Origin of the sequence: Bradyrhizobium quebecense (assembly GCF_013373795.3) — a bacterium.
GTDB lineage: Bacteria > Pseudomonadota > Alphaproteobacteria > Rhizobiales > Xanthobacteraceae > Bradyrhizobium > Bradyrhizobium quebecense.
Genome location: NZ_CP088022.1, coordinates 8,275,967 through 8,300,673, shown reverse-complemented (window position 1 = coordinate 8,300,673; position 24,707 = coordinate 8,275,967). Strand labels below are relative to the sequence as shown.

Annotated in this window: 32 protein-coding genes; 14 read left to right on the top strand and 18 right to left on the bottom strand. The window is 65.8% G+C overall.

The genetic code is table 11. The annotated features are described in order from the left end of the window. Position 1: 1 nt before the first annotated feature. A complete protein-coding gene (locus tag HU230_RS39415) occupies positions 2–1,204 on the bottom strand; it encodes an efflux RND transporter periplasmic adaptor subunit (protein ID WP_176533614.1) in 1,203 nt (400 codons plus the stop codon). 541 nt (positions 1,205–1,745) lie between these two features. On the opposite strand from HU230_RS39415, the gene HU230_RS39410 reads away from it, so the two are divergent. Genes HU230_RS39410 through HU230_RS39400 form a run of 3 tightly spaced genes read left to right on the top strand, consistent with a single transcriptional unit; the run spans position 1,746 to position 4,184 of the window. Further along, entirely contained in the window at positions 1,746–2,744 is a 999-nt protein-coding gene (locus HU230_RS39410; RefSeq protein WP_176533615.1) for a flagellar motor protein MotA, read from the top strand. 15 nt (positions 2,745–2,759) lie between these two features. Next, entirely contained in the window at positions 2,760–3,131 is a 372-nt protein-coding gene (locus tag HU230_RS39405) for a VOC family protein (RefSeq protein WP_176533616.1), read from the top strand. Positions 3,132–3,155: 24 nt separating this feature from the next. Further along, positions 3,156–4,184, top strand: a complete 1,029-nt coding sequence (locus tag HU230_RS39400; protein ID WP_176533617.1) for a peptidoglycan -binding protein — start codon at positions 3,156–3,158, stop codon at positions 4,182–4,184. Positions 4,185–4,402: 218 nt separating this feature from the next. Here the strand turns inward: HU230_RS39400 and HU230_RS39395 are convergent, their stop codons facing one another. Then, positions 4,403–5,395, bottom strand: a complete 993-nt coding sequence (locus HU230_RS39395) for an aldo/keto reductase (protein ID WP_176533618.1) — start codon at positions 5,393–5,395, stop codon at positions 4,403–4,405. A 109-nt stretch (positions 5,396–5,504) separates the two neighbouring features. Here HU230_RS39395 and HU230_RS39390 point away from each other — a divergent pair, with 109 nt between their 5' ends. Then, on the top strand, positions 5,505–6,398 hold the full coding sequence (locus tag HU230_RS39390; protein WP_176533619.1) for a LysR family transcriptional regulator: 894 nt from the start codon (positions 5,505–5,507) through the stop codon (positions 6,396–6,398). Positions 6,399–6,564: 166 nt separating this feature from the next. After that, positions 6,565–6,834, top strand: coding sequence for a hypothetical protein (locus tag HU230_RS39385; protein WP_176533620.1), 270 nt, complete (start codon positions 6,565–6,567; stop codon positions 6,832–6,834). Positions 6,835–6,843: 9 nt separating this feature from the next. Here the strand turns inward: HU230_RS39385 and HU230_RS39380 are convergent, their stop codons facing one another. Further along, on the bottom strand, positions 6,844–7,164 hold the full coding sequence (locus HU230_RS39380) for a PilZ domain-containing protein (protein ID WP_176533621.1): 321 nt from the start codon (positions 7,162–7,164) through the stop codon (positions 6,844–6,846). Positions 7,165–7,485: 321 nt separating this feature from the next. Here HU230_RS39380 and HU230_RS39375 point away from each other — a divergent pair, with 321 nt between their 5' ends. From HU230_RS39375 to HU230_RS39365, 3 genes are all read left to right on the top strand, one after another. Further along, a complete protein-coding gene (locus HU230_RS39375) occupies positions 7,486–9,003 on the top strand; it encodes an AMP-binding protein (protein WP_176533622.1) in 1,518 nt (505 codons plus the stop codon). A 144-nt stretch (positions 9,004–9,147) separates the two neighbouring features. Beyond that, complete coding sequence (locus HU230_RS39370) at positions 9,148–10,119, top strand: S1C family serine protease (protein WP_176533623.1); 972 nt, start codon at positions 9,148–9,150, stop codon at positions 10,117–10,119. Between the two features lie 12 nt (positions 10,120–10,131). After that, a complete protein-coding gene (locus HU230_RS39365; RefSeq protein ID WP_176533624.1) occupies positions 10,132–11,199 on the top strand; it encodes a carboxylesterase family protein in 1,068 nt (355 codons plus the stop codon). 256 nt (positions 11,200–11,455) lie between these two features. Here the strand turns inward: HU230_RS39365 and HU230_RS39360 are convergent, their stop codons facing one another. Together HU230_RS39360 and HU230_RS39355 are read right to left on the bottom strand one after the other, a co-directional pair. Further along, on the bottom strand, positions 11,456–12,355 hold the full coding sequence (locus HU230_RS39360) for an SDR family oxidoreductase (protein WP_176533625.1): 900 nt from the start codon (positions 12,353–12,355) through the stop codon (positions 11,456–11,458). A 56-nt stretch (positions 12,356–12,411) separates the two neighbouring features. Beyond that, a complete protein-coding gene (locus HU230_RS39355; protein WP_176533626.1) occupies positions 12,412–13,152 on the bottom strand; it encodes an SDR family oxidoreductase in 741 nt (246 codons plus the stop codon). A 120-nt stretch (positions 13,153–13,272) separates the two neighbouring features. Between HU230_RS39355 and HU230_RS39350 the strand changes: the two genes are divergently transcribed. Continuing rightward, positions 13,273–14,160 (top strand): LysR family transcriptional regulator, encoded by an 888-nt coding sequence (locus HU230_RS39350; protein WP_176533627.1) that lies wholly within the window; start codon positions 13,273–13,275, stop codon positions 14,158–14,160. A gap of 63 nt (positions 14,161–14,223) precedes the next feature. Further along, a complete protein-coding gene (locus HU230_RS39345) occupies positions 14,224–14,430 on the top strand; it encodes a hypothetical protein (RefSeq protein WP_176533628.1) in 207 nt (68 codons plus the stop codon). A gap of 9 nt (positions 14,431–14,439) precedes the next feature. On the opposite strand, the gene HU230_RS39340 is transcribed toward HU230_RS39345, so the two are convergent. After that, positions 14,440–14,742 carry an AzlD domain-containing protein gene (locus HU230_RS39340; protein WP_176533629.1) on the bottom strand — a complete coding sequence of 101 codons (303 nt, stop codon included), beginning with the start codon at positions 14,740–14,742 and terminating at the stop codon, positions 14,440–14,442. Beyond that, positions 14,735–15,412, bottom strand: a complete 678-nt coding sequence (locus HU230_RS39335; RefSeq protein WP_176533630.1) for an AzlC family ABC transporter permease — start codon at positions 15,410–15,412, stop codon at positions 14,735–14,737. Before HU230_RS39335 ends, HU230_RS39340 begins: the two co-directional genes overlap by 8 nt. A 74-nt stretch (positions 15,413–15,486) precedes the next feature. On the opposite strand from HU230_RS39335, the gene HU230_RS39330 reads away from it, so the two are divergent. Further along, positions 15,487–16,089 (top strand): CGNR zinc finger domain-containing protein, encoded by a 603-nt coding sequence (locus tag HU230_RS39330; RefSeq protein ID WP_176533631.1) that lies wholly within the window; start codon positions 15,487–15,489, stop codon positions 16,087–16,089. 150 nt (positions 16,090–16,239) lie between these two features. Here HU230_RS39330 and HU230_RS39325 read toward each other — a convergent pair whose 3' ends face one another. The 6 genes from HU230_RS39325 to HU230_RS39300 all read right to left on the bottom strand — a co-directional run bounded on the left by HU230_RS39325 (position 16,240) and on the right by HU230_RS39300 (position 20,121). After that, positions 16,240–16,917 carry a DsbA family protein gene (locus HU230_RS39325; protein WP_176533632.1) on the bottom strand — a complete coding sequence of 226 codons (678 nt, stop codon included), beginning with the start codon at positions 16,915–16,917 and terminating at the stop codon, positions 16,240–16,242. Positions 16,918–16,953: 36 nt separating this feature from the next. Further along, entirely contained in the window at positions 16,954–17,691 is a 738-nt protein-coding gene (locus HU230_RS39320) for a sulfite exporter TauE/SafE family protein (protein ID WP_176535216.1), read from the bottom strand. 192 nt (positions 17,692–17,883) lie between these two features. Then, on the bottom strand, positions 17,884–18,606 hold the full coding sequence (locus HU230_RS39315; RefSeq protein WP_176533633.1) for an LrgB family protein: 723 nt from the start codon (positions 18,604–18,606) through the stop codon (positions 17,884–17,886). Then, a complete protein-coding gene (locus tag HU230_RS39310; protein ID WP_176533634.1) occupies positions 18,603–18,989 on the bottom strand; it encodes a CidA/LrgA family protein in 387 nt (128 codons plus the stop codon). Before HU230_RS39310 ends, HU230_RS39315 begins: the two co-directional genes overlap by 4 nt. Before the next feature lie 245 nt (positions 18,990–19,234). Next, positions 19,235–19,681: a PaaI family thioesterase gene (locus HU230_RS39305; protein ID WP_176533635.1), complete on the bottom strand. Its 447-nt coding sequence runs from the start codon at positions 19,679–19,681 to the stop codon at positions 19,235–19,237. Positions 19,682–19,686: 5 nt separating this feature from the next. Beyond that, positions 19,687–20,121 carry an acyl-CoA thioesterase gene (locus HU230_RS39300; RefSeq protein WP_176533636.1) on the bottom strand — a complete coding sequence of 145 codons (435 nt, stop codon included), beginning with the start codon at positions 20,119–20,121 and terminating at the stop codon, positions 19,687–19,689. 93 nt (positions 20,122–20,214) lie between these two features. On the opposite strand from HU230_RS39300, the gene HU230_RS39295 reads away from it, so the two are divergent. Continuing rightward, positions 20,215–20,772 (top strand): TetR/AcrR family transcriptional regulator, encoded by a 558-nt coding sequence (locus tag HU230_RS39295; protein WP_176533637.1) that lies wholly within the window; start codon positions 20,215–20,217, stop codon positions 20,770–20,772. 64 nt (positions 20,773–20,836) lie between these two features. Here HU230_RS39295 and HU230_RS39290 read toward each other — a convergent pair whose 3' ends face one another. Further along, on the bottom strand, positions 20,837–21,328 hold the full coding sequence (locus tag HU230_RS39290) for a hypothetical protein (protein ID WP_176533638.1): 492 nt from the start codon (positions 21,326–21,328) through the stop codon (positions 20,837–20,839). Positions 21,329–21,534: 206 nt separating this feature from the next. On the opposite strand from HU230_RS39290, the gene HU230_RS39285 reads away from it, so the two are divergent. Together HU230_RS39285 and HU230_RS39280 are read left to right on the top strand one after the other, a co-directional pair. Further along, positions 21,535–21,807 (top strand): PsiF family protein, encoded by a 273-nt coding sequence (locus HU230_RS39285; protein WP_173638811.1) that lies wholly within the window; start codon positions 21,535–21,537, stop codon positions 21,805–21,807. Between the two features lie 135 nt (positions 21,808–21,942). Then, on the top strand, positions 21,943–23,028 hold the full coding sequence (locus HU230_RS39280; protein WP_420840823.1) for an AbrB family transcriptional regulator: 1,086 nt from the start codon (positions 21,943–21,945) through the stop codon (positions 23,026–23,028). A gap of 232 nt (positions 23,029–23,260) precedes the next feature. Here HU230_RS39280 and HU230_RS39275 read toward each other — a convergent pair whose 3' ends face one another. The 4 genes from HU230_RS39275 to HU230_RS39260 form a co-directional block, all read right to left on the bottom strand. Beyond that, on the bottom strand, positions 23,261–23,641 hold the full coding sequence (locus HU230_RS39275) for a hypothetical protein (protein WP_176533639.1): 381 nt from the start codon (positions 23,639–23,641) through the stop codon (positions 23,261–23,263). Positions 23,642–23,740: 99 nt separating this feature from the next. Then, a complete protein-coding gene (locus HU230_RS39270; RefSeq protein ID WP_092123564.1) occupies positions 23,741–24,025 on the bottom strand; it encodes a DUF1488 family protein in 285 nt (94 codons plus the stop codon). A 37-nt stretch (positions 24,026–24,062) separates the two neighbouring features. Further along, positions 24,063–24,359 carry a hypothetical protein gene (locus tag HU230_RS39265; RefSeq protein ID WP_092123562.1) on the bottom strand — a complete coding sequence of 99 codons (297 nt, stop codon included), beginning with the start codon at positions 24,357–24,359 and terminating at the stop codon, positions 24,063–24,065. Beyond that, on the bottom strand, positions 24,352–24,636 hold the full coding sequence (locus tag HU230_RS39260; RefSeq protein ID WP_092126667.1) for a hypothetical protein: 285 nt from the start codon (positions 24,634–24,636) through the stop codon (positions 24,352–24,354). Before HU230_RS39260 ends, HU230_RS39265 begins: the two co-directional genes overlap by 8 nt. Positions 24,637–24,707 lie beyond the last annotated feature (71 nt).

Here is a 24,707-nt window from a genome sequence, read left to right as displayed (position 1 = left end):
ATCACCGCACCGCGTGCGCGGTTTGCTGCGAATCCGGCGCTGCAGCCGCGTCGATCTCACGCCAGGCCAGCGGCCGCACCTTGTCGCCGGCGGCAAATTTCTGGAACCCCTCGACGACGACCTTGTCGCCGGCCTTGAGGCCTTCGGTCACGAACCAGGAGCCGCCCTGCAGCGAGCCGGTACGCACCGGCTGCACCGCGACGTGATTGTCGCCCTTGACGACGAACACCTCGCTGCCGCCGCCGCCATTGCGCTGGATCGCCTGCTGCGGCACGGCGATCGCATCGCTGTCGATGCCCTGCTCGATCTGCACGCGGACATACATGCCCGGCAGCAGGACGCGCTTCGGATTCGGGAACTCACCGCGCAGGGTGACCTGTCCGGTATGGGCGTCGACCTTGGCCTCGGAGAACAACAGCTTGCCCGGCAGCGGATAGATCGAGCCGTCGTCGAGCACGAGACGCACCTTCATCGCGTCGGCCTCGATGCGGTCGAGATCGCCGCTCTCGAAGGCGCGACGTAGCTGGTTCATCTCGGTGACCGACTGCTGGAAGTCGGCATAGATCGGATCGAGCTGCTGGATGGTCGCAAGGCTCGCGGCGTCGTTCTGCACGACCAGCGCGCCTTCGCTGATGACCGCAGCACCGATGATGCCGTCGATCGGCGCACGGATCGTCGCATAGTCCAGATTGAGCTTGGCACGCGCGACGTCGGCCTCGCGACCCTGCACGTCGGCTTCGGCCTGCTTCAGGTTGGCGATCGCCTTCTCGTTCTCGGCCTCCGAGGTCGCGCGCTGGTTGGTGAGGGTGGCGATACGGCGGGCCTGCAGCGAGGTCTGCTCGAGCACCGCCTTGGCGCGCGCCAGCGCCGCCTCGGTCGACTGCAATTCGACTTCGAACGGGCGCGGATCGATCTGGTACAGCGGATCGCCGACCTTCACCTCGCTGCCCTGATGGAACATGCGGTTGACGACGATGCCCGAGACGCGCGGGCGCACCTCGGAGACGCGGGTCGGCGCGACGCGGCCCGGCAGCTCGCGCACCATCGCGCGCGCCTGCTGCTTCACAGTGACGACACTGACGTCCGGCTCGGGTGCTTGTACGGCGGCGGTTGCCGAATTCGGTTCGTCGCAGCCAGCAAGCAGTGGCGCCGTCACGGCCAGCATCAGAGCAATGCATGCCGATTGCGCGCGAAGTCCAGACATTGAGATGATCGCCCCTGAGAGATTTGAACAAACGAACGGCGGTGTCACGGCGACAGCGCTCGCGTTGCTGGGGTGAAAATAAAATCTCGTTGCTGCGACGCAATGCGTATTTCGGCGGCTCATTGTCACAGAACGCTATCGCCCTGATTTCGCAACATGTTTTATCGGGTCACTGCATTGTGAGCGGGTTCCATCGCAGGCTGTGGGAATGCGTTAAGGACTGCGTGAGCGGGAATACGCCTCTGCCTGTGCGGGAATGCCGCAGATTGCAAAGTCGTAATGCGCGGCGCGCGAATCGCCGATCGCGGCGCGCCTCGCCCAGCGATGCGTGCAACCCGAGTTCGTCTCGCGACCCACGCGTGGGATTGGCACCTTCCGAACAGGCTGATGCGCCGAAGCACCGGAATGCTGCGCAAAGCGGCAACACTCTGCCCGGTCTCAACCCAAGGTTCTGCGGTCCGCCTTTGGATTCGGCTTTCCTCACTCCGCCGCTGTGCCATATTGCTGGCAGATGCGGCCTTCGCGAACGGATGACCCGGCAATGCCCCCTTCCCGCTCCGAGATGGAGATCGAACTGAGCAAGCTGTCCTCGCCCAGGATCTTCCTGGTGCGGATGCTGGTGTTCCTGGTGCTCTGCGGCCTGGTCGGGGTCGTGCTGTACAAGCAGATCGTCACCGCCTTCTTCGCCAATCCCGGGCTGAACGCCCTGATCGGCGCGGTGCTGCTGATCGGTATCATCCTGGCGTTCCGCCAGGTGATCCGGCTGTATCCCGAGGTCGCCTGGGTCAACAATTTCCGCATTGCCGATCCCGGCCTTGCGATCGAGCGCCGCCCGACCCTGCTTGCCCCGATGGCCGCGATCCTCGGCGGCGAGCGCACCGGGCGGATGTCGATCTCGCAGCAGACCATGCGGCATCTGCTCGATTCGATCGCAACCCGCCTGGATGAAGCCCGCGACATCTCGCGCTACATGACCGGCCTGCTGGTCTTCCTCGGCCTGCTCGGCACCTTTTGGGGCCTGATCGAGACGGTCGGCTCGGTCGGCAAGGTGATCGACGGGCTCAAGGTCGGCGGCGACGCCGGCGCACTGTTCGATACGCTGAAGGAGGGCCTCGCCGCGCCGCTCGGCGGCATGGGCATTTCGTTCTCGTCTTCGCTGTTCGGCCTCGCCGGCTCGCTGATCCTCGGCTTCCTCGACCTGCAATCGAGCCAGGCCCAGAACCGCTTCTACACCGACCTCGAGGACTGGCTCGCCACCACCGTGCGCGGCATTTCCGGCGAGGGCGTCGGCGTCGGCGGTGCCGACCTGCAGGGCGCCATCGACCGGCTGCGTGCGACCTTCGAAGAAGGTGGCGCCGGCGGCGGCGGCCGCAGCACCACGGCCGCGATGGCCAATCTTGCCGAGGCGATCCAGGGTCTGGTTGCGCATATGCGCACCGAGCAGCAGATGATCCGCGAATGGGCCGACGGCCAGGGCGAGCAGAACCGCGAGATCAAGCGGCTGCTCGAGCGCCTCGCCCGCCAGCCCGAGAAGAGCTGAGCCACGGAGGCCAACGTGCTGGACCACGTGACCATCGGCATCAGCGATATCGAGCGGTCCAAGACCTTCTACGATGCGGCCTTGCGTCCTCTCGGCATCACCCGCTTGTATGCCGAGGGTGCCGAGTTTGCAGGCTATGGCGTGCGTCCAAAAGCCTTCTTCTGGATCGGCCGGCGCGCTACACCGCAGACCGGCGCCCACATTGCCTTCACGGCAAACGATCGTGTCACCGTCGATCGCTTCTATGACGACGCGATCAAGGCCGGCGGCAGGGACAACGGACGCCCCGGAATTCGGCCGCACTATCATGCAAACTACTACGGCGCTTTCGTCCTCGATCCCGACGGTCACAATATCGAAGCCGTCTGCCACGCGCCGCAGGACTGACGGCAACAGATAAAGGGAAACCGAATGGCCCTCGCCCGCTCGCGCCGCAGCGAATCCGGCTTCAACTACTGGCCCGGCTTTGTCGACGCGCTGTCGACGCTGGTGCTGTCGATCGTGTTCCTGCTGTCGGTGTTCCTCGTCGTCCAGTTCTTCCTGTCGCAGGAGGTCACCGGCAAGGACAAGGCGCTGGAGCAGCTCAACGCCAAGATCGCCCAGCTCAACGACCTGTTGTCGCTGGAGAAGCTCTCCAAGCTGACGCTCGACGACCAGGTGTCGCAGCTGCGCGCCGGGCTCGCTTCGGCCGAGAGCGAGCGCGACCGCATGAAGGGGCTCTATGAGGGGCTCGCCAATTCCGGCAATGACGCGCAGGGCCGCGCCAACGAACTCAACAAGGCGCTGGAGTCCGAGAAGAGCGTGTCGTCGCGCGCGCTGGCGCAGATCGAGGTGCTTAACCAGCAGATCAGCGCGCTGCGCCGCCAGCTCGCGGCGCTCGAGGAAGCGCTCGACGCCTCCGAGAAGCGCGACAAGGAATCGCAGAGCCGGATCGCCGATCTCGGCTCGCGCCTGAACGTCGCGCTGGCGCAAAGGGTGCAGGAATTGTCGAAATACCGCTCGGAATTCTTCGGCCGGCTGCGCGCCATCCTCGGCAACCGTCCCGATATCCGCATCGTCGGCGACCGCTTCGTGTTCCAGTCCGAAGTGTTCTTCGATACCGGCCAGGCAACGCTGCTGTCTGAAGGCAAGACCGAGCTCGACACCGTGGCGAACGCGCTGATCGATCTCGACAAGCAAATCCCCGCCGAAATCGCCTGGGTGCTGCGGGTCGACGGCCACACCGACGTGCGGCCGATCAACAGCCCGCTGTTCAAATCGAACTGGGAGCTATCCTCCGCGCGCGCGATCTCGGTGGTGCAGTATCTGGTCTCGCTCGGCGTGCCCGCGCAGCGCCTGGTCGCCGCCGGCTTCGCCGAATTCCAGCCGCTCGACACCGCGCAGACCGAAGACGCCTACAAGCGCAACCGCCGCATCGAGCTGAAGCTGACGGAACGCTAGCTGGCACACGCCTTCGCGCTCCGCTTTCGCCAGGACGACATCGAATGTGTGGCACGGCCTGCATCCACAATCGTCGTCCCGGCGCAGGCCGGGCCCCATAACCACAAGGTTGTGTTGTTGAAGCGAGCTGCGGCCCCAGCGTCGCGCAGCAATTGTCACTTGTGGTTATGGGTCCCGGGTCAAGCCCGGGACGACACTGAGTTTGTGGCTCGACGTCCTCAGCGTCCGACCATCTGTTGCAGATGCTCCGGATAGCGCGCGCCCTGCACCTCGACGGCAGCGACGGCCTTGCCGATGTCGGCGAGATCAGCGGAGCTCAATTCGATCCGCGCGGCGCCGATGTTTTCGTCGAGCCGATTGAGCTTCGTGGTGCCCGGGATCGGCACGATCCACGGCTTTTGCGCCAACAGCCAGGCTAGCGCGATCTGGGCCGGCGTTGCGCCCTTGCCGGCGGCGATCCGGCCGAGCTGATCGACCAGCGCCTGATTGGCGCGGCGGGCTTCCGGCGAAAAACGCGGCACGAGGTTGCGGAAGTCGTCGCTGGCGAACGTCGTCGACGCGCTGATCGCACCCGTGAGAAAACCGCGGCCGAGCGGGCTGTACGGCACGAAGCCGATGCCGAGCTCTTGCAGCAGCGGCAGGATCTCCGCTTCCGGACCGCGCTCCCACAGCGAATATTCGCTCTGCAATGCCGTGACCTTCTGCACCGCGTGCGCCCGGCGGATGGTCTGCACGCCAGCCTCCGACAGGCCGAAATGGCGCACCTTGCCGGCGGCGATCAGGTCCTTCACGGCGCCGGCAACATCCTCGATCGGCACCGCGGGATCGACCCGATGCTGATAGAACAGATCGATCACATCGATGTTCAGCCGCTTCAGCGAGGCGTCCGCGACCGCTTTGATGTGCTCGGGCCGGCTGTTCAGCGAGCGGTGCCGCTCGGCCATGGTGCCGATATCGAAGCCGAACTTGGTCGCGATCACGACGTCGTTGCGAACCGGCGCCAGCGCCTCGCCGACCAGCTCCTCGTTGACGAAGGGACCATAGACCTCCGCGGTATCGAAGAAGGTGACGCCGCGCTCGACGGCGCCGCGCAGCAGCGCGATGCCTGCGGCTTTCTCGACCGCCGGGCCATAGGCGAAGCTGAGGCCCATGCAGCCCAGGCCGATCGCCGATACCTCCAGATTGCTGTTACCGAGTTTACGCTTCTGCATGATGTCTCTCCGCATCAAAGGCTGGAACCTGCCGCTGCGGGATTTAGGGCGTGCACGGGCGTCCCATTAGACGTAAAAATCGGGATGGACTTATGAGCAGGATTCATCAATGCCGCGGCATGACGTCAATGACCTGATCGCCTTCCTCGCGGTGGCGCGCGAGCGCAGCTTCACCCGCGCGGCGGCGCGGCTCGGTGTGTCGCAGTCGGCGCTCAGCCACACCATGCGCGCGCTGGAGGAACGGCTGGGGGTGCGGCTCCTGACCCGCACCACGCGCAGCGTGGCGCCGACCGAGGCCGGCGAGCGGCTGCTGCAGGGCATCGGGCCGCGCTTCGAGGAGATCGAGGCCGAACTCACTGCCCTCAACGCGCTGCGCGAGAAGCCGGCCGGTACCATCCGCATCAACGCCGGTGAGCACGCAGCCGAGACCATCCTGTGGCCGGCGCTGGAAAACTTCCTGCCGCGCTATCCCGACATCAAGGTGGAGCTGACCGTCGACAATGGGCTCGCCAACATCGTCGCTGAGCGTTTTGACGCCGGCGTTCGCCTCGGCGAGCAGTTGGCGAAGGACATGATCGCGGTGCGGATCGCGCCGGATTTCCGCATGGTCGTGGTCGGAGCGCCGTCCTATTTCAAGCGGCGCGACCGTCCGAAGCGGCCGCAGGACCTGACACAGCACGCCTGCATCAACATTCGCCTGCCGACCCATGGCGGCATCTATGCCTGGGAATTCGAGAAGCGCGGACGCGCGATCAAGGTCCGCGTCGACGGACAACTGGTCTTCAACAGCACCGCGCTGCGGATCAAGGCGGCGTTGGCCGGGCTCGGGCTTGCCTATGTCGCCGAGGATCAGGTGCAGGCGCAACTTGCCAGGGGCCAGCTGGTCCAGGTGCTCGACGACTGGTGCGTGCCGTTTCCCGGCTATCACCTCTATTACCCGAGCCGCCGGCAGTCCTCGCCGGCGTTCGCGCTGCTGGTCGACGCGCTACGCTATCGAGGATAACAGAGCGAACGCGCCGCCGGGATCCACCACACGGATATTTGCTTTGCGGTTTGGCCGTAGCCTCTGGGAACGAGACCAGCACCGCTTACGTTATTGTGGACGAAATTGTGCGGGCTTGGCGGATCTCGCCACCGCTCGAACCTCACCGCACCATCCGGACCAGCCCATGTTCAGAAACAAATTCGCCATCATCGTCGCCGCCGGCCTGACGCTCGCCCCGGCCCAGCTTCTCGCGCAGAGCACGGGGGGCACGCCGTTGCCACCGAGGCCGGGCGACCGCGCTGCTTCGTCGGACGGCGTTGGCGGCACTGCGCTTCCGGCCCAGAGCGGCCAGCGCTATGCGCCGTCCTCCGGCGGCAACTTCAGTGCGGCGCCGGCCGCTCCCGGCGGTTCGGTGAGCACGACCGGCAATGCCAATAGCGCGCAGGGACACTGAGGCGCGGCGCTAGATGGCGCCGGCGGGCTCCACGGCCGGTTCGTCCGGCTCGGCGTCGGCGGTCACGAATTTGAGCCCGTAGGTCTTGCCGCGACGCCAGACCACTTCGCAAGGGTAGCGCTTGGCGTGATCGGCGAGCAGCGTCAGCGCAAGGCGATCCCTCACGTCGAACTCGACCTCGGTCGTGATCTTGGCGCCGCCCGGCGAGATGTCGACCACGGCGCAGGCGTTCTCGGTCGCGCCGTCATCGACCGTGATCCACGCCGCACGGTTGTTGAGCTGGCGCCGCGGCTCGCGACTGACCTTGATCCGTGCTCCATTGCTCGCCATCGTCTCGTCCTTGAAGACAATCGTCCTTGAAGACATTGGGGACCGCGCAGGTCGATCGACGCGCCCGGCACATAACCGCACGGGCCACAATGCCGCCGCCCCGTAAAGCCCGGCTTAGCGCGATCGCTTGAACTTTACCGGAATCTTGCCCCGGCTTTTAGCAAACGAGGATTCCGCAACTCCATCAGCGGGATACCGGCCGCATGGGCAGTCGTCGGCTTGACACGGGGACCGCATAGTTGGTGAAGTGGCGGCCGTGGCGCTGGCCACATCCCTGCAACAAGAGCGCTTCAAGCCGCCTCTGTCTTCCGGAAACGCCCCATGCTGATCCCCCTCGCCGACGTGCCGCGCTGGTATGCCGAACGCAAGCCCGCAGACGCGATCGCCGTCAGTCATGGCGCGGATGCGCTGACCTGGCTTGAGCTCGAGCGCCGCGCCAATGCACGGGCGCGCGCCTTTGCCGCCAAGGGCGTCAAGCCCGGCGACTTCGTCGCGATCGGGCTGCCTAACAGCAACGCATTCTTCGAGACCTCGTTTGCGGTGTGGAAATGCGGCGCGACGCCGACCTCGCTGTCATGGCGGCTGCCGCGCGGCGAGGCCGCCGCGGTGCTCGAGATCCTGAAACCGTCGCTGGTGGTCGGCGGCGAGGCCGACTGGAATGCGCCGAATTCGCTGCCGGTGGATTTCGTGCCGGAAGGATTTTCCGGGGAGCCGCTCGATGCACCGGTCGCGCGCTACTGGAAGGCGATGACGAGCGGCGGCTCGACCGGGCGGCCGAAGGTGATCCTCGATCACAACCCCGCCGTGATCGAAACCACGACACCGCTGCTGCTCGGCATGCCACATGAGGCCTCGGTGCTCAACCCGGGTCCGCTCTATCACAACGCGCCGTTCATCCTGTCGCACTCCGCGCTGTTCGGCGGCGGACGGCTGACCGGCATGGTGAAGTTCGACGCCGAGGAGACGCTGCGGCTGATCGCGCGCGAGCGCGTGCAATGGGTCAACTTCGTGCCGACCATGATGCACCGGATCTGGGCGCTGCCCGAAGAGGTGCGCAACCGCTACGACGTCTCCAGCCTGCAAATCGTGTTTCACATGGCTGCTCCGATGCCGCCCTGGCTGAAGGAGAAGTGGATCGAATGGCTCGGGCCGGAGCGGGTCTGGGAGCTCTACGGCGGCACCGAGCGGCAGGGCGCCTGCGTGATCTCGGGCGTCGAGTGGATGGCGCACAAGGGCTCGGTCGGCAAGATCGGCGAGACCGCGCGCTTGCGCATTATCGGCGAGGACGGCAACGACGTCGCGCCCGGCGAGACCGGCGAGATCTACTTCCTGCCCAATGACGGTGCCGGCTCGACCTATCACTATCTCGGCGCATCGCCGAAGCGGCGGCCGGACGGTTGGGAATCGCTCGGCGATATCGGCCGGCTCGACGAGGAAGGCTATCTCTTTCTCGGCGACCGGCTCGCCGATATGGTGCTGCGCGGCGGCGCCAACATCTATCCGGCCGAGGTCGAGGCCGCGGTGAGCGAGCATCCCGAGGTGCGCTCCTGCGTCGTGGTCGGATTGCCCGATCCGGAATTCGGCCAGCGCGTGCATGCGATCCTCGAACTCGCCGAGACTGCGGATGCGCAGAAGATCGCCGACGGCATGGGCGACTTCCTGAAGGACCGGCTCAGCCGCTACAAGCATCCGGAAAGTTTCGAGCGCGTCGGTACGGCGCCCCGCGATGATTCCGGAAAGGTTCGCCGCACCATGCTGCGCGACGAGCGCGCCGCCTGGATCAAACAGGACCGCGCTTTCCGCATCATGCCGGCGCGTGCGGCAGCAAAAACCGATTAGGTTCAGTTCATCTTGCGAGGGGCAGCTCTGCACGCCAGATGAGCTGTGCAGGCCGCCGCGCAAGGTATATCATTCCATCTTCCCTGCCGGCAGAACCTCGGACTACCATGAGGTTCCAGCGCCCTGCACGCCAGGAGATCCTTGATGCCCTCCACCACCGAATGGAAAGTGCCGGCGGCCTTTCAACCCCGCCCCGAAGATTACCGCTACGACCTCGATCGTGCGCTGGCGAGCGTGATCGGGCTGCATTCGATCATTCCGCCTGACGCCTTCAGCGCCGAGACGCTCGGCACCGAGCGCGCCGGCAACGGCGTCTTGATCGACGACGGGCTGGTGCTGACGATCGGCTATCTGATCACCGAAGCCGCCACGGTGTGGCTGCATCTCGGCGACGGCCGCGCGGTCGAGGGCCACGCACTCGGCTTCGATTTCGAATCCGGCTTCGGCCTAGTGCAGGCGCTGGGACGGCTCGACATCAAGCCGCTGCCGATCGGCTCGTCGGCGGCGACGCAGGTCGGCGACAATGTCGTGCTCGGCGGCGCCGGCGGCCGCACGCGCTCGGTCGCGAGCCAGATCGCGGCGAAGCAGGAGTTCGCGGGCTACTGGGAATATCTGCTCGACGAGGCGATCTTTACCTATCCGTCGCATCCGAACTGGGGCGGCACCGGACTGATCAACAATGCCGGCGAGCTGATCGGCATCGGCTCGCTGCAGCTCGAACGCGAACGCTCGGGCCGCGCCGAGCATGTCAACATGATCGTTCCGATCGACCTGCTTAAGCCGGTGCTGAGCGACCTGCGCAAGTTCGGCCGTGTCGACCGGCCGGCGCGGCCGTGGCTCGGCATGTACACGACCGAGATCGACAACCGCCTCGTGGTGGTCGGCGTCGCCAACAAAGGACCGGCGGCGCGCGCCGAGCTGAAGACCGGCGACGTGATCCTCGCGGTCGACGGCGACAAGGTGACGAGCCAGACCGGCTTCTACCGCAAGCTCTGGTCGCTCGGCGCAGCCGGCGTCGACGTGCCGCTGACCATCTACCATGAGGGCGTCACCTTCGACGTGACCCTGACCTCGATCGACCGCATGAAGCTGTTGAAGGCGCCGCGGCTGCATTAAGAGAAAGAAAAGATGAGCGAGGCCGTGGTTGACGACATCGTGGCCGTGCTGCCGCCGCTGTTGCAGACGCTGGAATCGCTGTCCTTTGTCGCGCGCAACCTCAATCCGCCGGACTTCGATCGCGTGATGCAGATCGCGGGCGAGCCTGAGGAGGCCCTGCAGGCGGTGCGGCCGCGGCTTGCCGATTGGCCGGAGAAATTCGCGCACATCAAGACCGCACTGGAGGCTGCGATCGAACCGGCACTGGCCGGTTATGCCGGCCTGCGCGCGGTGCAGAATGGCGAGGGCGATCTGGTCAGCGTATTCCGCGCGCTGCGCTATCTGCCGCGCGCACAGGAGGCGCTCTATCCGCTGACCGAGCTGCCGCCGGTCAGCGGCTTCTTCATCGCGCCCGACTTGCGCGAGGACGCCGACCTGCAGGCCAAGCTCGCGGCCACGCCGAACTCCGACACCGGCATCTTCCACGAGCGCAACGAACCGGGCAGCCGCGGCGGCTTCTCGATGTATGTGCCTGAGTATTACACGCCTGATCGCAGCTGGCCGCTGGTGATGGCGCTGCACGGCGGCAGCGGCAACGGCCGCGGCTTCCTGTGGAGCTGGCTGCGCGATGCGCGCAGCCGCGGCGCCATCCTGGTGGCGCCGACCGCAACCGGGCAGACCTGGGCGCTGATGGGCGACGACACCGACACGCCGAATCTCGACCGCATCATCGATCAGGTGCGCGCGCGCTGGCGCATCGACGAGAGGCGCATGCTGCTGACCGGGATGAGCGACGGCGGCACGTTCAGCTATGTGAGCGGGCTCGACGGCGCCTCGCGCTTCACGCATCTGGCTCCGGTTGCCGCGACCTTCCATCCGCTGATGGCCGAAATGGCCGATGCCGAGCGGCTGCGCGGCTTGCCGATCTTCATCACTCATGGCCGGCTCGACTGGATGTTCCCGGTGCAGACCGCGCGGCAGACCCAGGGCTTGCTGTCGGCCGCCGGCGCCAAGGTGATCTATCGCGAGATCGACGATCTCAGCCACACCTATCCGCGCGAGATCAATGCGGAGATTTTTCGGTGGCTGAACGGCGAGTGAGCCGACGGCGCGTGATGCGCCGCCGGCTTGTAGCTGCGTTGCGTAGCCCTATTCCCGTCACCCTGAGGAGCGCGAAGCGCGTCTCGAAGGGTCGACGGCCCAGCTGAGGCCACGCGACTGCATCGGGGCCGTGCACCCTTCGAGGCTCGCTCCGCTCGCACCTCCAGCGACAAAGGCGAAGCCTTTGCGCGGGAATGACGGGGATGGATAGTGCGCGTGGCACTATCCTCATCGTTGACGCGGACAGAGCGCCGAGCTACTTGTTTACCCGCGGCTTGAGCAGATCTGAGAAGCCGACCCGGTGCAGCATCTCGTTGCGGACGCGGTCGATCACGCCGAAGGCGACCTCGGCACCGTCCCGGGTCGGATCGATGTGAACGCGGAATGGCCGCTTGCCGAACGGCATGTCGACGACCTCAACGATCGCATCCGCCACCAGCGACGCGTCGGCATCCTCGGGCACGATCGCCGAAAACGCCTTCATGATCTCGTCGCCGAAGCCGGCATAGGGACCGGCTTCATATTCGGCGACGCGCGCCTGATCGGCAGGACGGCCGGAATGCGCGAAATGGTTGGTGCCGCCGGTGAACGCACCCGGCACGATGATCGAGGTCTCGATGCCCCAGCGTGACAACTCGCGGGCATAGATCACGGCCATCGCATCCATGCCGGCCTTCGCCGCGAAATATGGCGCGAGATAGGGCGGCGTGCCGCCGGCCGAGCTGCTGCTCGATACCCAGACCACGAGTCCCCTGCCCTGCTTGCGCAGCTGCGGCAGCGCTGCGCGATTGACGCGCTGGGTCGAGAGCACGTTGACGTCGTAGAGCTCGGCGAGCTGCTCGGGCGTGAAGGCCTCGGCTGGACCGAACACCATGTGGCCGGCATTGTGCATGATGACGTCGAGCCGGCCCTCCTCGGCGACAATCTGCGCAATCGCCTTATCGACCGACGTCTGCGAGCCGACATCGAGCTCGAGCGCGCGCAGATCGACCTTGTTGTCCCGGGCGAACTCCTCGATATCGGCGACCGCGGCGGCATTGCGCCCGGTGGTATGGCGCATCGAGGCGTAGACAGTATGGCCGGCCTTGGCGAGCGCGTTGGCGGTGAGGCGGCCGAAGCCGCTCGAAGCGCCGGTGATGACGATGACCTGTTTCATGACACGTATCCTCGTGATGTCGGATTGAACGAGAGTTGGGTTGAAGTGTGGGGACGTCAGACCAGGCCGCCATTGGCGCGCAGGGTCTGGCCGTTGATCCAGGAGCCGTCGGGACCGGCGAGGAACGATACGGCAGAGGCGATGTCGTCGGGCGTGCCGAGCCGCTCCAGCGGGACCATCCTGGCGAAGCGGTCGATCAGCTCCTCCGACTTGCCGTTGAGGAACAGATCGGTCGCGGTCGGGCCAGGCGCGACCGCATTCACCGTGATGCCGCGGCCGCGCAGTTCCTTGGACAAGATCGCGGTCAGTGACTCGATCGCAGCCTTGGTCGCGACGTAGATGCCGTAGGTCTCGAGCCTCATGCCGACGACGCTGGTCGAGAAGTTGACGATGCGTCCGCCATTGCGCAGCCGGCGTGCCGCCTCCCGCATGGTGTTGAAGCTGCCTTTCAGGTTGACCGCGACCTGCTGGTCGAAGGCCGCATCGTCGCTGTCGGCAATCTTGCCGAGCTTCATGATGCCGGCATTGTTGACCAGCACATCGACGCCGCCGAACGCCGCTTCCGCCGCGTCGAACAGGCCGCGCACGGCGTTGGCGTCGCTGACATCGGCCTTCGCCGTCAGCGCCCGGCCGCCGGCGGCCTCGATCCGGTCGGCGACTGCTTGGGCGGGCCTGGCGTCGCCGGAGTAGTTGATGACAACGGTGAAGCCGTCCCTGGCGAGGCGCTCGGCAACCGCCGCGCCGATCCCGCGCGAGGCACCCGTCACCAGAGCTACCTTGTTGGCTTGGTTGGTCATTTTCAGTCTCCCATCAGGTTGGCGGCGAAGGCCGCGTTCGATGGGAGGACACTACGACTTGGAATTCCTCGGATAATCATGCATCTTTCGGCATCACTATTCGCAATTTTCGGATAATAAATGGACCGCTTCGACGCGATGCGCGTGTTCACCCGGGTGGTCGAGCGCCGCAGCTTCTCACTCGCCGCCGACGATCTCGCCCTGCCGCGCTCGACGGTGACGGACGCGGTCAAGGGGCTGGAAGCGCGGCTCGGCGTGCGGCTGCTCGAGCGCACCACGCGCACGGTGCGCCCGACGCTCGACGGCGAGGCGCACTACCGCCGCTGCCTGTCACTGATCGCAGACCTCGAAGACGCCGAGGGCGCGTTCGGCGGCGCGCGGCCGAAGGGCCTGCTGCGGCTCGAAGTGCAAGGCACTTTGGCGCGGCACTTCCTGCTGCCGAACCTGCCGGGCTTCCACACTGAGTATCCCGACATCGAAATCAACATGAGCGAGAGCGACCGCTGGGTCGATCTGATCCGCGAAGGCGTCGACTGCGTGCTGCGCTTCGGCCGATTGCCCGACAGCGACATGATCGCGCGGCAGGTCACGATGCTGGAGCGATTGACCTGCGCCACGCCGGACTACCTTGCGCACTTCGGCATGCCGACCGATCCGCTCGCGCTCGACGGCCATCGCATGATCGGGATTCGCTCGCTGACGACGGGCCGCTTGCGCCCGATGGAGTTCGTGATCGACGGCGCGCTCAAACAATTTCCGCTACCCGCGCCGATGTCGGTGACCGGCCCCGAGAGTTATCTGGCGAGCGCAAGGCTCGGCCTCGGCCTCGTGCAGGTGCCGCGCTTCCATGCCGAAACCGATCTCGCGAACGGCACGCTGGTCCCGGTGCTGCAGCAATGCCCGCCGCCGTCGGTGCCGGTATCGCTGCTCTATCCGCGCAACCGCCAGCTGTCGCCGCGCGTGCGCGTGTTCATCGATTATGTGATGCGGGTGTTCGCGCGCAGTTGATCGATCGCCGGAACCACAGCGAACCCCACGACGTTATCCCGCCGACACCGGAGGGATTATGCGATGCGGACGTTTTTCGGCATGATTTTGGGCGCGCTGCTGCTGGTTTGCGGCGTCTACGTCTACGATTCGATGCGGACGTCGAGCGTCGCCAATGGCGAAGTGGCGCAGGATACCCGCACCATCGTGAATTGGGATGTTGCAGCCCATGACTGGAACCTGCTGAAAACGCGCACCCGCGAGCAGTGGGACAAGATCGCGTCGAAATAACCGCTCACGTCACAGCCCGCTCGTAGACGCCGCCAAGGCCGCACCGAAGCCGGCACCTAACGCGGCCCATTCCCTCGCCGTGACGGCCATCGTCACGAGTGCGACCAACGTTCCGACGAGACCTGCCAGCCCGCCGGACAGGCAACCACTAACAATGAATGCGATGAACAGATTGCCGGGCGCGAGCCGGAGAAACCGGGCGGCGATGCCGTCGTCGCGCATCGACGCCGCGAGGACGTATCCACCGGCGCGCATGGCATAGCATGTCAGCCCAAGGATGAAGATCACGCCGAGAACGTCCAGGTCACGCATCGGTCCGCTCCATCATGCTGACGAGCGTGCCGCATCCGCCCCCGATCAGCATGGACCAGCTGGGATCCACGAATCGGCTGACCAGGAGCGCGACGACCGCCGAGGTCAGCCACGGCCACGGAGATGTCGCGTTCTTCCACTGGCTGGGAAGCAGGGTCGCAATGAACATCGTCGGCAGCAGTGCGGCGGCGAGCCTCAGCGGTCCATTCGTTGCGAGCGGGGCGGCATAGGCGAGCGCGGTGCCGCCGACCCAGCCGATCGCCATCGGGATGCTCGCCCCCAGCAGATAGCCGGCGTCGGGTCCGTTGCGGTCTGCATCCGAACTCGTCATCAGCCACGACGCATCCGCGAGCAGAAACAGGCTGAGCAGGATCTTCCGGGGGGCTAGTCCGCCAAACAGCTGGCGCAGATGGGCGCCCATCAGTAAGTATCGTGAATTGGTGGCGATGCAGGCAACGACCATGGCGGCAACCGGCAGTGGGCTCGCCCACATGCTCAGCGTGATCGCCTGGGCCGTGGCAGAGTAGACGAGCAGGCTGAACAGAATCGCTTGCGGCGCCCCCAGCCCAAGCCCCTTGTAGGTCAGTCCCATCACGAGGCCAGCGGCGCCATTGCTGAGCAGGAATGGCAAGGCCGCGACCAAGCCCCGCCTGAATCCGGCGGCCGTCATCGTTGGGGCGCGTCGAGGCGGTTGGGTACTTGTAATGGTCATGACCGTTAGATTAAACTCGGTGAGAGGCCGTGATGTCAAGGGATCCCGCGCGGGCAGCGACGCAGTTCTTCGGTGGACGGGTCTGCCTCGACTTCGCGAACACGCTCGACTGGCGGACGTCGAACGATCCGCAGGAGCTGATCCCGGATTACGCTGCGCTATTGTCCTGGAGCGAGCGACGCGGGACCTTGCCGCTCGTAGCGATCAGGAAGCTGAAAGCGCATTCGGCGAGCAGCGTTGCCGTGGCCGCGATGCAGAAGGCGCATGATTTGCGTCGCGACATCTGGGCGATTTCCGACGCGCTCCGCGGTGGCCGCAGCGTGGACCTCCGTCTCGTCAATCAGATGCTATCGGCGGCTCCGCGGCAGCCCGACCTTGTGCGGCAGCATCGAGGCTATCGCCATGCGCTGGCGGGGACCGACGTGACGGAGCCATTGTGGCCGGTGCTGTGGTCGCTGACGGCCCTGCTGGCGTCCGATGACGCCAGCCGCATCGGATGCTGCGAGGCTGACGGCTGCGGGTGGTTCTTCGTCGACGAGAGCCCGAACCGGACTCGCAGATGGTGCTCGAGCGAAGTGTGCGGCAATCGCGAGCGCGCGCGGCGCGCCTATGCCAAGCGGAAAGGCTCTACGTAAACGCGCTCCGTGTTGGTCCCGACGGAAGCCACGTCAAACCGGTGCGATCGCGGCTGGAGCCGTTTCCGTTCCGATGAAATCGGAACGGGCTCTGGATGTTTTGACGCGTTTTCTTTACGCGAACTGGTAGCCACTTCGCTCGAAAACACTTTAGTTCTGCTCGGTCTTGCGCCCCATATTGGCCTTGCGGGCGTCCGCGATCACCTGCTCGAATTGATCGATGCTGAGCACGCCCGGCACGCGATACTTGCCGACGATGAATGACGGCGTGCCGTTGAAGCCGAATGCCTGCGCCTGCTCGTTGTTGCGCGCCAAAACTGCGTCGATCGCCTTGGCGTTGGCGTCGAGATCCTTCTTCAGGCGGTCCATGTCGAGGCCGGCGCCCGACAGCAGCTCGGCAATGCGCGGCTCGGTGATGCGCGAATTGACCGAGATCATCGCCTCATGCGCGGCTTCGAACTTGTCTTGGTACTTCGCCGCCAGCGCCATCCGCGCCGCGACCTTCGACACCGGCCCGAGGATCGGCCAATCCTTCAGCACCAGGCGAACCTTGCCGTCGTCCTGCACCACCTGGCGGAGCTCCGGCGCGAGCTTGCGGCAATACGGGCAGTTGTAGTCGAACCATTCGACGATCGTGATGTCGCCCTTGGGATTGCCGATCACCGGAATATCCGGATCGCGCAGCACCTGTTCCTCGGTCAGGACATTGTCGTCCTCGGCGCGCGCGCCTCCCGCGGCCAGCAGCGCAATGCCGGCACCGATGAGACCGAGCGCGCCGCGCCGGGTGGCGCCGGCGTTGTCGAGGGGTGATTTCGTCAGATGGTTCATAGCTCGCTTCCGGAAGGGCTCCTCGCCCTTCTACGTTCAGGACACATTGATGTTACGCAGCAGCATATAGATCGCCACGACGATAATCACAGTCGCAAACACGATATTGAGGGCGCCGCGCCGTTCCGACAGGTGCCGGGCGCTCCGTGTACCCAGCAGGCCGCCCGCGATGCCGCCGGCGACGAATAGCCCCGCCAAGCCCCACGACACCAGCCCGGACCACGCATAGCTCAAGGCCGTGGTCACGCCGAAGGCGGTAACCGCCACCAGCGACGAACTGACCGCGTTCATGATCGGCATCCCGGTCGCCAGCATCAAGGCCGGCACGATCAGGAAGCCGCCGCCGATGCCGAAGAAGCCGGACATGGTTCCCGTCACAAGCCCGAGACCTACGATCGCGGGCGTGTTGGCCATCGAGATCTTGACGTCGGTCAGCCCGACCCGCGCGCGGGTCTTCAGCATCAGACCCGCGATCACCAGCATCACGATCGAGAACAGCGCCAGCAGCTTCTGCCCGTCCAGCATCTTGCCGAGGATCGAGCCGCCGAAAGCGCCGAACATGCCTGACAGCGCGAACACCAGTGCGCAGGACCAGACCACGGTGCCGCCGCGGGCGTGGTTGGAGAGGTTGATCGCGGCGTTGGCGGCGACCGCGATCGCCGAGGTGCCGATCGCGACATGCGGCTGGGGGACCCCGACCACATAGACCATCAGCGGCACGGCAAGGATCGACCCGCCGCCGCCGACCAGGCCCAGCGAAAAGCCGACCAGCATGCCCGATGCCAGCCCAAGCACGCTCTGAGTTGCGGAGAAGACCAAGGGGAACAGACTCGCGTTTGAGGCCACAACCCTAGAAGGATTTGCTGCACAACGCCATACCAATAGCACAAAACTGCCCTGCAACCGGGTTCCTCTATTTGAGCATGATCTTTTCGGAAAACCGGTCTCCACTTTTCCGGATCATGCTCAGCGCAGCAGATATGTCACGGCCAGCGGCACCAGCAGCGAGGTGACCAGCGCGTTCAGGCTCATCGCGATCCCGGCAAAGACTCCGGCGACCTCGTCGACCTGGAAGGCGCGCGCGGTACCGATGCCATGGGCGGCGATGCCGGCGGCAAAGCCGCGGCCACGGAAGTCGGTGACGCCGGCGAAGTTCATCAAGGGCGTGACGATGATCGCCCCCATGATGCCGGTGAGGATCACGGAGACCGCCGTCAGCGAGGGATCGGCATGCAGGGATTCGCTGATGCCCATGGCAACGCCGGCCGTCACCGATTTCGGCGCCAGCGACAGGATGATGTCACGCGGCAGACCGAAGGCCCGCGCCAATAGCACCACCGAGACGATCGCGGTGAGCGAGCCGACCGCCAGCGCGACCAGCATCGGCAGGACCGCGGCCGCAACCCGCCTGCGGTTCTCGTAGAGCGGCACTGCGAGGGCGACCGTCGCCGGCCCGAGCAGGAAGTGCACGAACTGCGCGCCGGCAAAATAGGTGGTGTAGGAGGTCCCGGTCAGCAGCAGGAACGCACCGATGATCCACAGCGAATGCAGCACGGGATTGGCGAGCGGGTGCCGCCGGGTCTTCAGCGACACCGCATCGGTCGCCGCATAGGTCAGCAGCGTCACCGTCAGCCAGAGCAGCGGCGACTGCGAGAGATAGACCCAGAGCGAGAACGGATTTTCGCTCACGGGTTCTCCTCCTCGCGCGAAAGCAGGCTGCTCGCTGCGACGAAGGTCGCGACCGTCGCCAGCAGCGTGACGATGACCGAAACCGCGAGGATCGCCAGGATCGCGATGCCGTGCTCGGCGAGCAGATCGAGCTTCTGCACCACGCCGACGCCGGCCGGAATGAACAGCAGCGAAAGATTGGCGAGCATGCCGCGGCTCGCGCTCTCGACCCCGTCATTGCCGAGCGGCCCGCGCGCGAGCACCGGAAAGCGGTCGCGCGCCAACAGCAGCAACAGCAGCAGCACCAGCCCGACCACCGGTCCCGGCACCGGCACGGCCAGCGCCCGCACGGCAACCTCGCCGACCAACTGACAGAGCAGGATCAGACTGAGGCTGGCGATCATGACAAGGCGCTCACGCGAAGCATGCGCGTATCAGGTCGTCGCGGTGAAAGGTTGTCAATGCGCTCGCCTCGGTCAGATGCGCAAATGCTGGGCACGCCGATCTCTCAGGTCCGTCGCGACTCTCAGACCCGTCATCCTGAGGAGCGCGTAGCGCGTCTCGAAGGATCGACGGCCACCGGCCGGGCCGTGCATGCTTCGAGACGCCGCTGCGCGCTCCTCAGCATGACGGGGATAGATTAGCGCGGCTACCCTTCCCGCCGTGCCAGCGCCATCAGCGTCCCGCTCATGGTCGCGACCAGCGTCTCGATGCCGTCCTGCACGGCATAGGCGCGGCCGTCGCAGACCGTCAGCGTGCGGCCTGGCTTGACCACGACGCCGCGGAACACGAACCGCTCGCCGCGGGCCGGCGCCAGGAGATTGGTCTTGAACTCCACCGTGAGGATGTCGGAGCCTTCGGGCATCAGCGTGAAGGCGGCGATCCCGCAGGCGTTGTCGAGCCCCGCGGTGATGATCCCGGCATGCACGAATCCGTTCTGCTGGCAGAACTCCGGCGCGTAGGGCATCGCGAGATCGACCTCGCCCGGCTCCATGCGTGCGATCGAGATACCAAGCGTCTGCATTGCGCGCTGGCGCGCGAATGTGGCGGTGGCAACTGCGCGGAAGTCGGGATTCTTCGGCTCGAAACGGGGCATGGCGGTCACGCAGTCACCGGCTCTGACGGCACGAGGTGCGGCATCGCGGCGTAGCGGATCGCCGGCGCGAACGGCGCCGATTTGCGCGCGGCGCGATCGATGTGCACGGCCGCGATCTCGCAGGTCGCAGCGATGTCGCCGGTCTCCGCGTTGCGCATCTCATGCAGGATGCGGACCGACTTGTCGCGGAACTCGACCAGCCGGCTCTTGACCTCGACGAGGTCGCCGGCAAGCAGTTCGCGCTGGTAGGAGATGTTCTGCTGCACGGCGGCCATGCCGCGGCCGGACTCGCGCAGATAGCTCGGCGTCAGCCCGAGCCGCGCGAACATGTTCCAGCTCGCCTCGTCGAACTTGCCGACATACCACATGACGTTCATGTGGCCGATGTGGTCGCAATGCCAGGGATAGACCGTGCCGCGATAGGTCGCCTCGCCCTCCATCGTCCCCTCCTTCGATTTTTGATACGGTAGCGTATCAAGCACGAAGCGGGCTAGCAATACGGCACCGTATCGGGACCGCTCCGCGGAGATCACATGACTGAAAGCAAGGGCGACGTCTGGGTCGCGGCCGGCTTTGCCGAGCTCGCGCATACCGGCGTCGACGGCGTGCGGGTCGAGGTGCTGGCGAAGAATCTGGGCGTCACCAAGGGCGGCTTCTACCGCCGCTTCAGGGATCGCGCCGCGCTGCTCGAGGCCATGCTGACGCGCTGGCGCGACGGCCGCATCGCCGCGATCGAGAAGCAGACCGCGCTCGACGGCGCCAGCGCGCGCGAACGGCTGAAGGCGATCATCACGCTCTATTCGGAGCGCATGAACACCGAGGCGATGGCGGTCGAGCTCGCGATCCGGCAATGGGCGCGCACCGACGAAGCCGCGGCCTCCGCCGCCGCGAGCGTCGATGCCGCGCGGCTGAAGAATGTCGGCCAGCTCTATCGCGCCACCGGGCTACCGGCCGAGGAAGCAGATGCGCAGGCGTTCCTGTTCTACTGCTTCATCTTCGGTCAGAGCCTCTTGTTTCTCGAACGCGGCCCGCGCAAGCGCACGCAACTGCTGGCACAATCGGCGGACAAGCTGCTCACGGAAAGCCAATAGCGCTTCAGCCGAAAGAAAAGCGGCCGGCTTACGCCGGCCGCCCGTCAAACGCGCTTCAGCTGGCTCAGGCGCCCTTCAGGTGCTTGTTGCATTCGCTCCAGTAACCGCCGCCCTTCTGGATCCACTTCAGGCCGCCATTGCCGCCCGTGGCCTTGTTGGCCTTGTACTGGTCATCGCAGGTCTTGAAGCGCTGCTTGCCCGGAGTCTCCTGGGCGTATTTGGGATCGACCGCGTTCGGAAACACGGCGGGCCCTGCCGGTGCGGCGGGTGCCGCGGCGGGAGCGGCTTCCCGCTTGGCTTCCTTCGGCGCGGCCGGAGCAGGCGCGGCGGCAGCGGGCGGCGGAGCGGCGGGCGCCGCGGCCGGGGTCGCGTCGGCGCCGCATTGCGCCTTGCGGAAATCATTCCACTTCTGGCCGTTGAGGGTACCGGCCGTCTTGGCCGCCTGGTACTTGGCGCTGCATTCCTGCGCGGTCAGGGCCTGCGCCGGCGCGCTCGCCGCAAAGGCTGCAAAGCCCGACACCGCAATCACACACAACAATCTGGTCTGAATGGTCATCCCTGGTCTCCCGTCATCCCTGGTTTCCCGTGAGGTTTCCCCTGGGGGCATTGGCGTAAGACCATTATCCTAGCGCAACCCCGACTTGCGACAACGTGCGGACGCCCTTGGCTGTTAAAATATTGTGGCGGCCGGACCACCGCATATTCATCGACGGTTCATCATCGCCGCGCAACGTTTCGGCTCCTTCCCTCACGAGGTGCCCCATGAAGAAGATTTCCACGCTGGCGACTGCAACTGCCCTTGCCTCCCTGCTGCTGATGGGCGGAGCCTTCGCGCAAACCGCCGCGCCCGCCGCCAAGGAGGCCGCTCCGAAGGCCGACGCCAAGATGGCCAAGGAAGCCAAGCCGCGCACCGCCGAGTCGCTGGAGTGCTCGAAGCAAGCCGATGCCAAGGGCTTGCACGGCAAGGAGCGCAAGAAATTCCGCTCCGAGTGCAAGAAGGCGGGCGGCGCTGCCGCCGCGCCGGCCGCGAAGTAACGCGTAGACGTATTCTGACGTCCTTCACCCTCCCCGCCGGGGAGGGTGAAAATCTGTGCGCCGGGCGAGCCGAGGCGCAATGCTGCAATCGCGAGATGCAATTGTCCCGTGGTTGCGAATTTGCCATAAGGCGGCGTGACCCTGATCCGCGCTTCGATGGCGACCGCCATTCCCGACCGCAGCAAAGTTCTGAACGGGCTCGAGACACTCGTCATCGGCGCCGCCGGCGGCTTGCTGTTTTTATGGGCGGGATTGCCGGGCGGGCTGATCTCGGGTGCGATGTGTGCGGTTGGGATCGCAGCATTGGCCGGACGGCCGCTCGCGGTGCCGCCGGTGCTGACGCAATCGGTGCTGCTGCTGCTCGGCATCTCGCTGGGCTCGCTGATGTCGCAGCAATTGCTGCAGCACATGAGCTCTTACCCGCTCACCATTGCCCTGCTGGCGCTGGCGACGTTCTGCTCGACCTTCGGCTCGAGCGTCTATCTGCAACGCATTCATGGCTGGGACCAGACCTCGGCCTTCCTCGCCGGCAGCCCCGGCGCGCTCTCGCAGATCACGATCCTCGCCGCGGAAAAAGGCGCCGACGTCGCGGCGATCGCCGTGGTGCAGACCATGCGCGTCATCATCCTGACCGCGGCGCTGCCGCTGGTGCTGGCGTTGACCGGGGTGACGCACGCGGCGCCGCCGCCATTGCCGACGACGGTCGCCTCGCCGTTCGGCCTTGTCGCCCTGGTCGCCGGGTCGATCGGCGTCTCGCTGCTGCTGCGCTGGATCAAATTCCCCGCCAGCTGGATGTTCGGCGCGATGCTCGCCTCCAGCCTGCTGCATGGCTCGGGCCTGGTCGATGGCGGCCTGCCGCCCTGGCTGCGCAACGTCGCGCTGGTCGGCATCGGCGCGCTGATCGGGACCCGGTTTGCACGCATGAAGACCTCGACCCTGCTGAGCCACGTCAATGCCGGGCTCGGCTCATTCGCAATCGCGATCGCAATCTCGGCCGTGTTCGTCGCGGTGATCGGCCTCACCACCCATGTGCGGCTCGCCGACGTCGTGGTCGCCTTCGCGCCCGGCGCAATGGACGCGATGCTGGCGCTGGCGCTGACGCTGCACATCGACCCGATCTTCGTCGGCGCGCATCATCTGTCGCGCTTCCTGTTCGTCACCATCTCGACGCCGGGCATCATCCACCTGTTCGGACGGCCGCAGGACGACGTCGACGATTAGGCCGAGGCTCACCTGTTAATTCCGTCATCCTGAGGTGCGAGCGGAGCGAGCCTCGAAGGATGAACGGCCCGGCTGGTGGCCGTGCATGCTTCGAGACGGCCGCAAGCGCGGCCTCCTCAGCATGACGGATTGAGAGGCGGACACGGGCCTTAACCGTGGAAGCGTGGTGGGTTTCCGGGCCGCGCTTTGCGCGGACCCGTTGGCTCTACCTACCCTGCAGCTCCAATCCCGATCATGCCTCGGCCGTCGACTGGCCCGGCTGATCGCGGAACGATCGCGCCAACGCTGTCAGTTCCCCGGGATCGAACCATAGCTCCTCGTCCCGGTCCATTTGCAGTTTCGCGACGGCTGCAGCGTGCCACAACGGCTCGGTGATCCGGGCATAGACCGAATCGGGCTGTGCTTCGCTCCATTCCTCGAGCCGCTCTCTGGCGACTGCGCGCCAAAGCGCAGTCAGCCGGCTGCTCGCACCATGGATCTCGGAGATCGTATATCTCGGGCGCTGCTCGCTCATCAGCGTGGCGACGAGATTGCGTCGGCTCTTGAGGCGCAACAACGTCTCATTGGCCAACAGCAACAACTCGACGGGGACGCGGTGCACGATGATCAGCATGGGCTCGTCTGTCGCGCATGATCGGGAACGGTGGCGGCGGGATAGCCTCCACCTTGAAACACCTGACACGCGCGTCAGGGCCTTCGCACAGGGGATCCTCTACCTTGGCTTCCGGAAATCGATGCTGCGCAGGATGATCCGGGGCGGCGCCCCCTCGAACTCCTTCGCCTGGTACTTGCCATCGGCGCAGGCCTCGATGCGCTCGCGCAGCCGCATGAACTGAGTCTCGCGGTGGCCCGCGCGCCCGAGCGCCCCGCCTTCCAATTCATCCATGGCGGAGGTCGAGATCGCGCAATGGATCTCCTTCTCGTCGTCATGCATCGAAAACAGCACGACCATCCGGTCGTATTCGTAGCTGATGAAGCGACCTTGGGTAAGCGTCATGTGACCAGCTCCTTCAAAGCCGCGAAGTGGTTCTGGTTCATCGCGGCTCGGTGAGGCGCACAAAATCCTCGAGAATTGCCGTGACCAGATCGCGATGCCTTGTATCCTCCGGCGGCAGGCTCGCGGCGTACAGATTCAGAACGTAGCGCGCCTTGGCGGCCACCTCCGGCCACGACGTCGCAGGTACCGCCAGCAGTCCGGTTTCGAGCGAGGCCTGCCGTTCGCGCAGATCCCTCGCATGGGTCTCGATTTCCGCCAGCGCACGGCGAATATCGGTGGCTTTCTGGGCTGCCATGCCGCGGCGGCGATCGAGCTCGAGCGGTTCGTCAGTCATTAGATGCGCTCGCGTTGGATGCGCTCGCGTCGATACGCTGGGCGTCCGCCAGATCGACCGAGCCGATCGACACCATCTCCGTCGTCAATCCGCGCGAGCCTTGTGCCGGGACGATGATCATCGTGGCGACACGGCGGAACACCGCGAACGAGAGCCCTTCGATCGCCTCTTCGTCGGTGATGACCTCATAGGCGCCTGCGGGCAATTCACGATCGATGCCTCTGATCCGGAATGGATGCTGGAAGGTGACGACTTCACGTCGGGAGCGCATGGTCATGGGCCAACCTTTTTGCGAAACGCCCTGCGCCGGTGCGCGGCCCCATTGGCAGCATGCGCCGCTTCGGCGGC